At 63.9% G+C, this 13,468-nt stretch carries 12 protein-coding genes; 4 read left to right on the top strand and 8 right to left on the bottom strand.

Annotated features, from left to right (window positions below; genetic code table 11):
- Positions 1 to 1,415: NCS2 family permease (locus AUL38_RS15620; protein WP_059063569.1), on the bottom strand; the 1,415-nt coding region annotated here is incomplete at its 3' end.
- 109 nt (positions 1,416 to 1,524) lie between these two features.
- Positions 1,525 to 1,896 (bottom strand): FKBP-type peptidyl-prolyl cis-trans isomerase, encoded by a 372-nt coding sequence (locus tag AUL38_RS15615; RefSeq protein WP_059063566.1) that lies wholly within the window; start codon positions 1,894 to 1,896, stop codon positions 1,525 to 1,527.
- 155 nt (positions 1,897 to 2,051) lie between these two features.
- On the opposite strand from AUL38_RS15615, the gene AUL38_RS15610 reads away from it, so the two are divergent.
- Positions 2,052 to 2,918: a fumarylacetoacetate hydrolase family protein gene (locus AUL38_RS15610; protein WP_059063564.1), complete on the top strand. Its 867-nt coding sequence runs from the start codon at positions 2,052 to 2,054 to the stop codon at positions 2,916 to 2,918.
- A 93-nt stretch (positions 2,919 to 3,011) separates the two neighbouring features.
- Here AUL38_RS15610 and AUL38_RS15605 read toward each other — a convergent pair whose 3' ends face one another.
- The 6 genes from AUL38_RS15605 to AUL38_RS15580 all read right to left on the bottom strand — a co-directional run bounded on the left by AUL38_RS15605 (position 3,012) and on the right by AUL38_RS15580 (position 10,163).
- On the bottom strand, positions 3,012 to 4,484 hold the full coding sequence (locus AUL38_RS15605) for an aspartate ammonia-lyase (RefSeq protein ID WP_059063574.1): 1,473 nt from the start codon (positions 4,482 to 4,484) through the stop codon (positions 3,012 to 3,014).
- 72 nt (positions 4,485 to 4,556) lie between these two features.
- Positions 4,557 to 6,014, bottom strand: a complete 1,458-nt coding sequence (locus tag AUL38_RS15600) for an MFS transporter (protein WP_059063562.1) — start codon at positions 6,012 to 6,014, stop codon at positions 4,557 to 4,559.
- Positions 6,015 to 6,067: 53 nt separating this feature from the next.
- The gene (locus AUL38_RS15595; protein ID WP_059063560.1) at positions 6,068 to 6,940 is read right to left on the bottom strand and encodes a M48 family metalloprotease; all 873 of its coding nucleotides are present in this window, start codon (positions 6,938 to 6,940) and stop codon (positions 6,068 to 6,070) included.
- 26 nt (positions 6,941 to 6,966) lie between these two features.
- Positions 6,967 to 7,536 (bottom strand): LemA family protein, encoded by a 570-nt coding sequence (locus tag AUL38_RS15590; protein ID WP_059063558.1) that lies wholly within the window; start codon positions 7,534 to 7,536, stop codon positions 6,967 to 6,969.
- A gap of 54 nt (positions 7,537 to 7,590) precedes the next feature.
- Positions 7,591 to 8,916 (bottom strand): D-arabinono-1,4-lactone oxidase, encoded by a 1,326-nt coding sequence (locus AUL38_RS15585; protein WP_235590755.1) that lies wholly within the window; start codon positions 8,914 to 8,916, stop codon positions 7,591 to 7,593.
- Positions 8,913 to 10,163, bottom strand: a complete 1,251-nt coding sequence (locus AUL38_RS15580; RefSeq protein ID WP_059063555.1) for an alanine racemase — start codon at positions 10,161 to 10,163, stop codon at positions 8,913 to 8,915. Before AUL38_RS15580 ends, AUL38_RS15585 begins: the two co-directional genes overlap by 4 nt.
- A 244-nt stretch (positions 10,164 to 10,407) precedes the next feature.
- Between AUL38_RS15580 and AUL38_RS15575 the strand changes: the two genes are divergently transcribed.
- The 3 genes from AUL38_RS15575 to AUL38_RS15565 form a co-directional block, all read left to right on the top strand.
- Positions 10,408 to 11,091: a HEAT repeat domain-containing protein gene (locus tag AUL38_RS15575; RefSeq protein ID WP_059063554.1), complete on the top strand. Its 684-nt coding sequence runs from the start codon at positions 10,408 to 10,410 to the stop codon at positions 11,089 to 11,091.
- The gene (locus AUL38_RS15570; protein WP_153006630.1) at positions 11,078 to 12,070 is read left to right on the top strand and encodes a MerR family transcriptional regulator; all 993 of its coding nucleotides are present in this window, start codon (positions 11,078 to 11,080) and stop codon (positions 12,068 to 12,070) included. Before AUL38_RS15575 ends, AUL38_RS15570 begins: the two co-directional genes overlap by 14 nt.
- A 185-nt stretch (positions 12,071 to 12,255) precedes the next feature.
- Positions 12,256 to 13,468 (top strand): InlB B-repeat-containing protein (locus AUL38_RS15565; protein WP_083506960.1); only part of this gene is annotated, 1,213 nt, incomplete at its 3' end.

Below are 13,468 nucleotides of genomic sequence, written 5' to 3'. Positions count from 1 at the left end.
ATCACGAAGCCTGCCGAAACGATCCACAGCAGCCAGTGCACCTGCTTCGCCTTGCCGGTAAACGCGTGCACGAGGACCCACGAGACGAAGCCCGCACCGATGCCGTTGGCGATCGAGTAGCTGAGCGGCATCACCGCTGCCGTGAGGAACACGGGCAGCAGCACACGGAAGTCGGTGAGATCGATGTGCGAGATCTGGGACATCATCATCGCGCCGACAATGACGAGCGCCGCAGCAGCGACCTCGGTCGGAACGATCTCGGTGAGCGGGGTGAAGAACATCGCGAGCAGGAACACGAGACCCGTGACGACGTTCGCGAGACCGGTGCGCGCGCCCTCGCCGATACCAGCACCCGACTCGACGAACACCGTGGTCGACGAAGACGAGGTGCCGCCGCCGACAACCGCGCCGATGCCCTCGACGACGAGCGCCGACTTAATGCGGGGGAAGTTGCCCTTGTCGTCTGCCAGGCCGGCCTCACGGGACAGGCCGGTCATCGTGCCCATCGCGTCGAAGAAGTTCGTGAACAGGAGCGTGAAGACGAGCATGATCACGGTGACCAGGCCGACCTTGCCGAAGTCGAAGCTCACAGCGCCAACAAGCGCGAGGTCGGGCACCGCGAACGGGTTGCCGCTGGGCACGGGCTCGGTGAGGCTCCAACCGCCGGGGTTGAGTGATCCGTCGGCACCGAACTTCGGGCCGATCTTCCAGATCGCCTCGACGATGACCGCAATGATCGTGCCGCTGATGAGGCCGATGAGGATGCCGCCCTTGACCTTCTTCGCGACGAGGATGCCGGTGAGGGCGAGGGTCACAACGAAGATGAGGGTGGGGACGGTGGTGATGAAGCCGACACCCGCCGGGCCGAGGCCCACGGGCGGCGATGACTGGCCGGTCGCGTCAACGAAGCCCGAGTTCACGAAGCCGATGAAGGCGATGAAGAAGCCGATGCCCACGGTGATCGCGAGCTTGAGCTGCACGGGAACGGCGTCGAAGATCATACGGCGCAGGCCGGTGGCGGCGAGCAGCACGATGAGCAGACCGTTGATGATGACGATTGCCATTGCCTCGGGCCAGGTGACTTCCTGGACAACCGAGAATGCGAGGAAGGCGTTGATGCCGAGTCCCGCAGCGAATGCGAACGGCAGCCGCGAGACGATACCGAAGAGGATCGTCATGACACCGGCGGCGAGGGCGGTGACCGCGCTCACCTGGCCAAAGTCGAGCATGTTGCCCGCGATGTCTTCCTTACCCGACAGGATGATCGGGTTGAGGATGACGATGTAGGCCATCGTCACGAAGGTGACGAGACCACCGCGCACCTCGGTTCCGATCGTCGAACCGCGCTTGGTGATCTCGAAATAGCGGTCAAGAAAGCCCCGCTCCTTCACCTTCTGTTGTGAGGCCTCTGACACGAACCGCTCCTGTTCCTGAGTGTTTACTGAACAGGAAAACGGTACCACCTTGCGCCGGGGCGTGTGTGCCCCGAGCGCAAAGCGATACCGTTATCGCGGTTTTCAGGGCTTAGCTGACACCCTTGAGATCGATCATAAAGATGAGCGTCTTGCCCGACAGCGGGTGGCCGCCGGTCTCGCCGTAGGCCTGTGCGGGCGGCACAGTGAGCTTGCGGCGTCCACCGACCTTCATGCCGGGGATGCCAAGCTGCCAGCCCGGGATAAGGGCCTTGAGCGGGAAGTTCACGGACTCGCCGCGGCTCCATGAGGAGTCGAACTCTTCGCCGGAGTCATACTCGACGCCCAGGTAATGGACGTCGACGGTCGAGCTTGCGGCAGCCTCGGCGCCGTCGCCGACAACGATATCGACGATTTCGATTTCGGAGGGTGCTGGCCCCTCGGGTGCATCGATTTCTGGTTTGGTGAGCGGTGCATCTGTCATGGGGCCATTCTGACTGATCGGCGGGGCGCTCACCATGAGGTTCGCTGAGAGGGGAACCCCGCTGGCGATTCTCCGGGGTTACACACAGCTGCGGAAGCACATCTTAGGCGAGGCGCGATAACCGTTCCGGACCCAAAGCCCGGTAGCCTAGGGATGTGAGATTTGCGCACTTGACCCCCGGATCAGCTTCAGCCCCAGAACTTTATGTTGAGCGGGGTGAACGGTTCGTCGCCGTACGCGAGCTCGGTGAAGCCTTTGACACCCTGCAGGAGCTCGTTGAAGCTGGCCCAGACGCGCTCAAGCGCATCCGCGCAGCTCTCGAGACTCTTCCCGCGTCGGCAGGGCTCTCCCCCGCCGACGCGACGTATGCGCCGGCAGTGATCAACCCACCGGTAGTCCTCGCGGTCGGGCTCAACTACGACGAGCACGCGAGCGAGCTCGCGCGCGATAACGATTCGGGCCCGGTACTCTTCACGCTCTTCCCGAACTCGCTCAACGCACACAACGCGACGGTCGAACTGCCAACGCGCCTGAGCGAAGAGGTCGACTACGAGGGCGAGCTCGGCGTGGTCATTGGTCGCGCAGCAAAGAATGTCACGCCTGAGGAAGCCCTCGACTACGTCTTCGGCTACACGGCGATCAACGACATCACTGCGCGCAACATCCAGTTCTCGGAGCCGCAGTGGTCACGCTGCAAGTCGTTCGACGGGTTCACCCCCATCGGCCCGGTCGTCGTAACCGCCGACGAGATCCCTGACCCGCAGGTGCTGCATATCGCGACCGACGTGGACGGGCTGCGCGTGCAGGATTCGACCACCGAGTTCATGATTCGATCGGTCGCCGAGCTCATCTCCTCGATCTCGCAGTCGCTCACGATCCTCCCAGGAACTGTGATCTCGACCGGCTCCCCCGGCGGAGCGGGCCGCTCGCGCAAGCCCCCGCTGTACCTCGTTGAGGGCACCGAGGTAACCGTAACGATCGAGAAGATCGGTGCGGTAACAACGCACTGCGTTCAGATTTAGGCACGGGTCGGCTGCGCGGCGCTTTCCGCCTCGCAGGCCCGTACGACAAAGGAGCCCGGCACCGAGGTGCCGGGCTCCTTTGTCGTTGAGAGGTTACGCGTCGGTGGTGTCGTCCTCAGCGATCGCGCCGGGCTTCTCGATCTTGACGACCGGAATCACGTCGGTCACCGGAGCCAGGCCAGCGAGCTTCGACGGCTGCAGAATATCATCCAGCTGTGCCTGGTCGAGGAGACCGCGTGAGATCACGAGCTCGGAGACCTTCGCGTTGGTGGCGAGGGCCTCCTTCGCGAGCTTCGAAGCCTCGGCGTAGCCGATGACCGGAGCGAGCGCGGTGATCACGGTCACCGAGCGGGCCACCATGTCTTCGAGGCGATCCTCGTTCGCGGTGATGCCGTCGACACAGTTCACGCGCAGCGTCTGGCACGCGCGCTCGAGCCACAGGATCGACTGGAACAGCGAGTGCGCGATGATCGGCTCGAAGGCGTTGAGCTGCAGCTGGCCGGCCTCGACCGCCATCGACACGGTGACGTCAGAGCCGGCCACCGCGTATGCGACCTGCGAGACAGCCTCGGGGATCACCGGGTTCCCCTTGCCCGGCATGACCGACGAGCCAGCCTGGCGGGCCGGGAGGTTGATTTCGCCGAAGCCAGCCTGCGGGCCAGAGGAGAGCAGGCGAAGGTCGTTCGAGATCTTCGAGAGCTTCATCGCGGAACGCTTGAGCGCGCCTGAGAAGGTGATGAACACGCCGGTGTCGCTCGTCGACTCGACGAGGTCTCCAGCGGTGACGAGGTTGAGGTCGGTGATCTCGCGCAGGTGGCGGATCACGGACTCCTTGTAACCGTTCGGTGCGTTGATGCCGGTGCCGATGGCGGTCGCACCCATGTTCACCTCGCCGAGGAGCTTCACGGCGTCCTGCAGTCGCTCAATGTCCTCGCGGAGCGTCACGGCGAAGGCGTTGAACTCCTGGCCGAGCGTCATCGGTACGGCGTCCTGCAGCTGGGTGCGCCCCACCTTAATAATGTGCGAGAACTCACGGCCCTTCGCGGCGAAGGAGTCCGACAGCAGCGCGATCTCCTCAAGCAGCGAGGTGAGCGAGAACGCGAGCGCGACCTTGATCGCGGTCGGGTAGGTGTCGTTCGTCGACTGGCTGTGGTTCGTGTGATCGTTCGGGTTGATAAAGGCGTAGTCGCCCTTCTCGTGGCCGGCGAGCTCGAGCGCGCGGTTCGTGATGACCTCGTTCGCGTTCATGTTGCTCGAGGTCCCGGCACCGCCCTGGACAACGCCGACGACGAACTGGTCGTGCAGCATGCCAGTCTTGATCTCTTCACACGCACGGTCGATGAGCGTTGCGCGCTGCTCATCGAGCGCACCAATCTCGAGGTTTGCGCGTGCCGCAGCCTGCTTCACGCACGCGAATGCGCGGATGAAATCCGGGTAGACGGAGATCGGCCGACGGGCGATCGGAAAGTTCTCATGGGCACGCGCGGTGTGCACGCCCCAGTAAGCCGATGCGGGTATTTCGACGCTGCCAAGCGAATCCGTTTCGGTACGGGTTTGGGCAGACATGAAGTCACTCACGAGTATCTCGCTCCAGTGGTTGAGGGGTTCCGCGGGTAAGCCCGCACATCGCCTCCTAGCCTACCCTCCGTGGAGCCGCGGATCCTCGTCTTCCGGTGGAATACTCGGCTTTGGCAGTGGAATAATCCCAGTCGTCGCCGGCGCCTCCTGGGGTGCCGAATCCCAGTTCGCTTCAAGCGCGTCGGGGACCTCGGGTTCGCGGCGCAACACGTCAAGGGGTGCAGTGAGCGTTTCCACCTGCTGTGTCCGGCTATCTGTGAGATTCGGGCGGCCAGCATGCGTGACGTGGAAGCCGCGGTCCCACGTGACACGCAGCTTGCGGTCTGACATCAGCCAGGTCATTCCGATCGCAAAGGCGATGAGTGCAGCGACTCCCGAGATCACGAACGTTGCGCGCGCGCCGAGCGCGTCCGCGGCAGCGCCCACGAGCGGCGCACCAATCGGGGTACCGCCCATCAGGATCGCCATGTACAGCGCCAGCACACGCCCCCGCACTGCCGGGTCGGATGTCGTTTGCACGAAGCCATTCGCCGTCGTCAGCATGGTCGAGGTCGCTAAGCCAAAGAACACGAGGGTAGCGGCGAACAGCCAGTACGTCGGCATGACGGCTCCGAGCAGACTGACGATACCGAGGCCGCCAACCGAAATACTGACGACGCGCATCCGCGCGGCTGGCCGACGCGCAGCGAGGAGGGCGCCCGTGAGCGACCCAATCGCGAGGATGGATGACAGCAGCCCATAGTCCGCAGCTCCCCTCCCGAACTCGACGGCCATCGTCGACGACATCACCGGGAAGTTCATGCTGAAGGCACCGACAAGGAACACCATGATGAAGATCACGAGGATGTCCCTGCGCTGCATCACGTAGCGGAAGCCGGCGGAGAGCTGTCTGAGCTGCGACTCGCGCTTGTCCCCCTTCGGGGCGGGAACATGCGTCGTCGTGATCATCGAGAGCGCGCCGAGCATCGCAAGGAATGACGCCGCGTTGATGATGAAGACCCACCCGGAGCCGATGGCTGCGATGAGCACACCCGCAACTGCCGGGCCCACGAGACGGGCCGAGTTGAAGGACGCAGAGTTCAACGCGACGGCGTTCGAGAGCTGGTTGTTGCTCACGAGGTCGGAGACGAATGCCTGTCGCGACGTCGAGTCGAACGCGTTCACGATGCCGAGCCCCAGCGCAAACGAGAACAGGTGCCAGAGTTCGGCCTGCCCTGAGACGAGTAGGGTCCCGAGCCCCGCGGCAAGCAACATCAGCAGGGTCTGCGTGATGAGCAACACCTTGCGCCGGTCAAAGCGATCTGCCACCGCACCACTGAACGGCACGAGCAGCAGCTGCGGGCCGAATTGTAAGGCCATGGTGATGCCGACCGCAGACGCGTTGTTGTCGGTGAGCTCAGTCAGCACCACCCAGTTCTGGGTGGTGGCCTGCATCCATGCCCCCACGTTCGAGATGAACGCCCCAAAGAACCAAATCCGGTAATTGCGGATGGAGAGGGAGCGGAACGTGCTTGACACTAAGCTGATGACCCCCTTTGACTATCCCCTACCCTACGCCTATTACGGCGAGGTCACATCTTGCCGCCCATGTCGAGCAGTCGTCGGATGCGATCGGGGATCGGGGGGTGCGTCGCGAAGAGCCGCTGCATCATGCCCGGCTTGAGTGGATCCGCGATCCAGAGGTGTGCCATGCTCGACTGCTGCTTCTGCAGCGGTCGACCGTACTCAGAGAGCTTGTGGAGCGCGCTCGCGAGCGCCTCCGGGTGCCGGGTGGTGAGTGCACCGGTCGCGTCGGCGAGGTACTCGCGCTGACGGGACACCGCGAGCTGCACCATGCTCGCAACGAGCGGGGCAACGAGCATCGCGACGAGGCCAAAGATCATGACGGCGGGGTTGTTGTTGCTGTTATTGCGCCCAAAGAACGCCATGCGCATGAGCATGTCAGCGATCATCCCGACTGCAACGGTCAGCCCATAGACGATCATCGAGACGCGGATGTCGTAGTTTCGAACGTGACCGAGTTCGTGGGCCATAACGCCCTCGAGCTCGGCGTCGGTCATGATGTCGAGCAGCCCCGTGGTCGCGGCGACGATCGCGTGCTCAGGATCACGCCCGGTAGCGAACGCGTTCGGCGCCGGATCCTGCACGATGTACACCTCGGGCATAGGCATACCGGTGGTGATCGCAAGGTTCTCAACCACGCGATACAGGCGAGGGTTGTCGTTCGGCCCGATCTGCACGGCGCCACTCATCGAGACGGCCTGCTTGCCCGCCATGAAGTACTGGATCAGCGCGTAGACGATGGCGAAGCCGACAACGGCTATGACGATCCCTGGCGACTGGTAGATCGAGGACGCGAGCCAGCCAAGCCCACCCACGATGCCGAGAAACAGCAGGATGATGAGCGCGCTGTTGATCTTGTTGCGGCGAACGGCGCTATACACGCGAGCTCCTTCCGCGCCTCACGGCGTTAAAACTGGATGCGCGGGGGCTCAGCGATAGCCGCCGCGTCATCGACCTCAAAGAAGTCACGCTGGGTGAACCCGAACGGACCTGCGAGCAGGTTGTTTGGGAAGACCTGGATCTTGGTGTTGAGCTCGCGAACGCCCCCGTTGTAGAAACGGCGTGCCGCCTGCACCTTGTTCTCCGTGTCGACAAGCTCCGACTGCAACTGCAGAAAGTTCTGGCTGGCCTGCAGCTGCGGGTAGGCCTCGGCGACGGCGAAGATGCTCTTCAGCGCGGACTGCATGTGATTCTCTGCAACCGAGGCCTCCGCCGGGCTCTGCGCCGAGATCGTCTCAGCGCGTGCCTTGGTCACGGAGTCGAACACACCCTGCTCGTGCGCTGCGTACCCTTTCACTGTCTCCACGAGGGAGGGAATGAGGTCTGCGCGGCGCTTGAGCTGCACCGTGATATCACTCCACGCTTCCTCGACCCGCACTCGCAGGGTCACAAGGGAGTTGTAGGTGATCCACAGGTAGCCCACGACAACGACGACGAGAGCTACGGCGATGAGCGTGATGACCAATCCGGTTGACATAGCTGAATACTAGCGTGGGAGGTCATGAAATCGCTGTGAGCCAGGCGGCGGCGGTCACTCCCCCAAGACGCGGTTAAGATGCGGGTTGGCAAAGACCCGGTCCGGATCCAGCCGGTCACGCACGGCAAGGAACTCGTCGAACCGCGGGTAGCGCGCGGCGAGGTCGCTGGCGGAGAGCGTGTGCATCTTGCCCCAGTGCGGTCTCCCATCGTGCGCGGCGAGCACCGCCTCCGCTTCGCGGAAATACGCGTCGTCGCGGTCGCGCCAGTACCGGTGCACGGCAATGTACCCGCTCTCACGACCGTGTGCTGTCGAGAGCATAAGGTCGTCGCCAGCCGCAGCGCGCACCTCAATCGGGAACGACACCTTAAACTTGCGTCGCTCGATGAGATCGCGGAGCTCCCGCAGCGCCGTCGGCACGGCTTCGATCGGCAGTGCATATTCCATCTCACGGAAGTGCACGCGCCGATTCGTGACATACACCCGGTGTGACTCGTCGATGTAATCGCGGGCGCTCGATACGGTCTGCACCGCGCGGTTGATCTTCGGTGTAGCCGCAGGCACCCAACGTTGGAAGCCGACCACGGCTCCCAGCATGGCGTTGTTCATGAACTCTTCATCGACGTAGCGCGATACCGCCCCGAGCGGGCGTGCTCCGCTACCGGCAGGGCCGAGATCCGGGTCAATCGGCAGGCGTGTGTTGGTCTTCGTGCGCGCACCGGTCGTGTGAGGGAACCAGTAGAACTCAAAGTGGTCAGCCGCGCGGTTACGTTCAAGCAGGCTATCGAGCACCGCGTCGAACGAGTCGGGTGCCTCGACGGCGTGGAGCAGGTACCGCGGTACGCACTGGATCGTGACGGTCACGAGCACGCCGAGCGCGCCGAGCCCGAGCGCAACCGCCGGGAGCAGCTCGGCATTCTCTGTTTCCGAGACCGTGAGGAGTTCTCCGGTCCCGGTGACGAGTGTCGCGCCGACCACGGTCGTCGCGAGCCCGCCGAGGCCCAGGCCGGTGCCATGGGTACCGGTCTGCGTCGCGCCCGTGATGGTCTGCTTATCGATGTCGCCCATGTTCGCCAGCGCGAGCCCGAGTGGTCCAAGGATCTGCGGGAGTTCCCAGAGGTGCGTCCCTGCCCAGAGCGTCACGCGCCCAGCTGCAACATCGGCGGAGACGAGGCCCCGCATACGGTGCAGCTGGAGGCGAATGCCGTCGGTCGCGCCGAGCCCCGTGAAGCTGTGCGAGGCGCCAATCGGCTTGACCGTATGGCCGGTGTCGCGTGCACGCTCGACCGCCTGGACGACCTGTTGTGCCGTGCGCGGGAACACCTCCGTCGCGGGCATCGACGACTCGGTTCGAGCCCAGTTATGCCAGCGTCGGCTCACAGGAAGCACTTCCCTTCTCCGCGGTAGGTGAGCAGTGGTTCGCCGGCAACACCGCCGGTGACTGGCACGACTGCGTTGCCGTGCTCCATTGGTTCGCCCGATTTCGTGTGCCGCAACCAGACCCGGTCGCCCGGTCGCATGCGCGAGGCCGCGGCCCCGACCACCGGACTCTGCACCTCGCCGGCGGCTTCACGGGGTGCGTAGCGCAGCCCCTCGGGCCAGACAAGCTGCGGCAGTCGGTCGGCGCCCGCTGGGCCCGATGCGATCCACCCGCCGCCGAGCAGCGTTGCTGTCTCGGCGTTCGGCCTCCGCACGACGTCAAGCGCGAATGCGACCGCCGGAGCCGGGCTAAAGTCTCGGTAGTTATCGAAGAGGTGGGGTCCGAAGAGGCCACTGCCCGCGGCGACCTCGGTCATGCTCCCCTCAGCGACGGTTCGTTCGATCGATCCCGTCCCTCCCCCGTTCACGAACTCGAGGTCGACGATCTCGCGAACTGCCGCCAGGGCCTCCGCGCGCCGTTCGATGAGTTCCGAGTGGCTGGCCCGCTGCATCGCGCGCATCACCACGCCTGCAGCGGGCTTGCCGACGGGGTCGTCGCCTACCCCCGCGATTTGCGCTTCGTACGACATCACCCCTGCAATGGTGAAGCCCTGGCGGCCAAGAATGTGCTGCGCGAAGTCCCGCAGTCCCGTGGCGGTGTGGATCGGGCTGCGGAACACCCCGATATGCCCGAGGGCCTTGCTGCGCCAGGACGCATCAAAGTCCAGACACAGCCGAATGTTGGGTCGCTTCGACGGCGCAACAACGGAGTCGATGAGATCGAGCTGCTCGGCACTGTCCACCATGAGGGTGACGCGCTCGGCGGCACGCGGGTCAGCAGCGAGCGCTGCGATCGCAGCGCGATCCGCAGTCGGGTAGGCGACCACGATGTCGTCAATCGTCTCACTCAACCAGACCGCTTCGGCGAGCGAGTAGCCGAGCACTCCTGAGTACCCCGGCAGCGCGAGCACCGCGTCGAGCACTTCGCGCACCCTGACCGACTTTGACGCGACGCGGATGGAAAGCCCTCCCGCTCGCCGCAGCAGGTCGTGTGCGTTGTAGCTCAGTGCCTCTACGCTGAGCGCAATGACCGGGGCGGAGTGTCCCCGTGTCGCCTGGTCAAGGGCGTCCCAGTAGCGTGCTGGATCCAGCCACGGTTGCGCGTCCGCTGCCGCGCGCAGCTGCGGTGCTGCGAGATCGAAAGTCATGCAGGCAGTCTAACCGGGGCGTTGCGGTTTAGCGCACGTCCTCGTTTCGTCGCCGGATCCACAATCGGACACGGGTGTAGATCCCCGCCACGACTGCGAATAGTATCGCCGCGACGAGGAGCGCTTTCGCAAAGGCCATGGGGCAATCGTAGCGCCTTGCACGACCTCGGCGAATGGGGCGGAATACTTCCGTTTGACCTTGACACAGTGCGAAGGTGTTGAGTGATTCCGAAAGGAGACCTCTATGTACCCTAAGATTCCCGGCCAAGCGCAGCGCCTCACGGCAGCGCTGGCTTCGCCCGATAGCTCCGTGCGATTGCAGGCCGCAATGACGGCGGGGTCGACCCCAGCCCGAAGCTACGTCGCCCCGTTGGTCGCGCGCGGCGCAGTCGAGTCTGACTTTGCGGTTCGCGAAATGCTGACATGGGCGTTGATCCACCATCCACGTGATCTTGTCCTTGAGCTCATAATCGCAGAACTTCGCTCTGCTTCGCCGGGCGCCCTGAGCCAGGCCCTGCATACGATCTCGAAGCTTGGGGATTCACGCGCCTGGAGCGAGATCACGCCGGCACTCCTCCACGCGCAACATGATGAGGTCGCGCGCTCGGCCTGGCGTGCTGGTGTGACTGTCGTGCCGGCTGAGCAGCGCACCGATCTGGCCGTGGAATTGGTACGTGAACTGGGCCGTGGTGATCGGCAGATGCATCGCAGTTTGAGTCGTGCGCTCGTCGCCCTCGACGAGGACGCACGCGCACCACTCGCCACCGCACTCCGAGACGCGCTGGCCGCAGCCGATGCGCCCGTGATTGCCCACGTCCGCGCCACCGAGCGCCTCCTCGCCGATCCCGACGCTGCTTTTGCGCTCGACCCAGTTGAGGCACGGCAGCTGGCATCCGCGTACTCTGGAGCCTCACGTGCGCATCAGTGAAGCAGCTCGCCGCTCGGGGGTGAGTGCGCGCATGCTGCGCCACTACGACAAACTCGGCCTCGTCAGCCCCACGCAGCGCAGCAGCGCCGGGTACCGAGAGTACGCAGAGGATGATCTCAGGCGGCTGCTCAAGGTCGAGGCGCTCCGCGCGTTGGGGCTCACGCTTCGGCAGGCAGGAGATGCGCTCGCCGAGACTGGCGCGGATCCCGAAGACCTCATCGCCGATCTCATCACCGCAAGCACGCAACGACTCGACCAGGAGCGCCGGCTCCTGGCTCGGTTGGAGAGGTTCGACGCGGCCGACCCCGCCAGCTGGGACGAGGCGCTCGAGACCGTCCGGCTGGCGCGTGGACTGAGCTCACCAGTTGCAGGGGAACGTCAACGGGCTGCGCTCGGGCTGGGAGCGGGCCCCAGCGCACCGCCAAGCGCACTTCTCGCGGCACTGCTCGACGAGCCAGAGGTCAACGCGACTGGCGCGCTTCGTTGGGCGTTTCTCCGGACCGTAGATGGCCCCGAGGCCCTCGTACCTGAGCTCGCCGGCTCAAACCCTGCGCGGCGCGCACGCGCCCTCGCTGTCGTCGCGAAGTTCGACGGGCCGGATGCAACGGAACTCATCGCGCCTCTCCTCACTGATCCGGTCCTCGAAATTCGCGAGGCCGCTGCTCTCGAGCTTGGACGCCGTGGAGCGCCGGTCGCGATCGGAGCACTCATCGCACTGGTTGCGCGTGGCGCACGCGATGTCGAGGCAGCCCAGGCGCTTGGCAGTATTGCCGAGGACTCTGGGGCCGCCGGCGAAATCCTCGCAGGGGTCTCAGCAGCCCTTGCCTCGACAGACACCACCTCGGCAGCCCGTTCGCGACTCACCCAGGCGCTGGGTGAATTGTCAGGTGAGGCACCGCTCGGGCTGCTTGCAGAGCTCAAGCAGGATGCGGATCCCGCTGTCGCACGGGTGGCGGTGTACTTACTGAGCGTGCGGTAGTTTCCCGAGCCACGATGCCAGCACTACCCGGGCAGGTCCAGTGAATGGATGGAAGCCGCCAGAGTTCGTCTTCGTCATATATTTCATCCTTTTCCACATAGGTATTTCCAATTAAACGAATTCGAATTACATTGGGAACAGGGCTTGAGCCCTCCGCGGCATGCCGCGCCTAGCTAGGGAGGAACATGAAGCAACGCAGATTTGCCGGGTTCGGAGCCACCGTTGGCGTACTAACGCTTGTCAGTACTCTCCTGGCTCCGGCAGCGGCACACGCAGATGGGGAAACCATCACAGAGCTCTTTCCAAGAACGCCTGTCGCGGCATACGTTGCGTCTGAGCTCAATTTGGCCGTCACAGACGTACCGACAACGGAACAGCTTGAGAGCATTACGCAATTCGCACTCCGGGGAAGCACACTCGAGTCCCTCGAAGAGCTCGCCCCGCTCACTGGGCTGACGAAGATCGATGTCAGAGACAACAAGCTCACAACGTTGGCAGGCGCTGCCGCGTTCCCAGCTTTGGACGAGCTCGTTGTGATGTCGAATCGGATCACCGACGTCTCCGGGCTTGCCGGCAGTGGACTCTCCGAGTTCTGGGGAGGTTTCAATCCATTCGAGAGTGGCTTCGAGGTTTTCGCTGGTCTATCCAACCTGAAACTAGTCGAGGCTCGAGCCGCACGAATCGACGACGCAAAATTTGCACAGATCGTGCAGGCCCCCGTCTTGAGCGACCTCGACTTTAACACCACTGAAAGCTCCGCTGAGTTCAGGAACACTATCACCTCGATCGAACCAGTGCTTCAACGGCTGACCCTTGAGGCGATGAGCTTCAATGGAAACCTCGGTCTGACAAGTATCGAAGGCATCAGTCAGCTCACAAGCCTGCGAAACCTCGGGCTCAGCAGCACCGCGGTCTACGACTTCAGCGAGCTGGTCCAGGGAGCCTTCCCAGTGCAGCTAGCGCACATGGAGAACCATGACGTCCTCCGGATCAAAGCGGGTGAAGGCACTGTCACGTACACCCATCCGGTCCGCGACATGCAGCTCACGGGGATTCCCTCACGGCAACCAGTAGTTGACTCCTTTGTGCCGTTTGGCGGAGTAACGAGTTGGAACCCGGCGTCACTCGAACTCACGATCACGTGGGATGCAGCCGAGCTCGCCAAGAAGGACGAGCTCGTGTATACCCACACGCTCTTCAACAGCACTGGCACGAAGTACCTCGAAGGCATTATGACGCTTGCGCTAGAGCACGAGTACTCCGTGGACTTTGACCTCGCCGGCGGCACCGGCGACTTCCCTGCTCAGATCGTCGTCGGGGGCGACACCGCCACACAACCCGACACCACACCCACCCGTGACGGATACACCTTCACCAACTGGGTCACCGAAGCCGGAA

The sequence above is a fragment of the Leucobacter sp. G161 genome (assembly GCF_001482305.1).
In the GTDB taxonomy this organism is placed as follows: domain Bacteria; phylum Actinomycetota; class Actinomycetes; order Actinomycetales; family Microbacteriaceae; genus Leucobacter.
The sequence above is the reverse complement of the archived record's forward strand: the minus strand, read 5'-3'. Positions and strand labels throughout refer to the sequence as shown.

What these genes read in the sequence shown, in the direction of transcription:
- AUL38_RS15615 (WP_059063566.1), bottom strand. Translation starts at nt 1,896, where the DNA reads ATGACAGATGCACCGCTCACCAAACCAGAAATCGATGCACCCGAGGGG.
- AUL38_RS15605 (WP_059063574.1), bottom strand. Translation starts at nt 4,484, where the DNA reads ATGTCTGCCCAAACCCGTACCGAAACGGATTCGCTTGGCAGCGTCGAA.
- AUL38_RS15590 (WP_059063558.1), bottom strand. Translation starts at nt 7,536, where the DNA reads ATGTCAACCGGATTGGTCATCACGCTCATCGCCGTAGCTCTCGTCGTC.
- AUL38_RS15580 (WP_059063555.1), bottom strand. Translation starts at nt 10,163, where the DNA reads ATGACTTTCGATCTCGCAGCACCGCAGCTGCGCGCGGCAGCGGACGCG.
- AUL38_RS15575 (WP_059063554.1), top strand. Translation starts at nt 10,408, where the DNA reads ATGTACCCTAAGATTCCCGGCCAAGCGCAGCGCCTCACGGCAGCGCTG.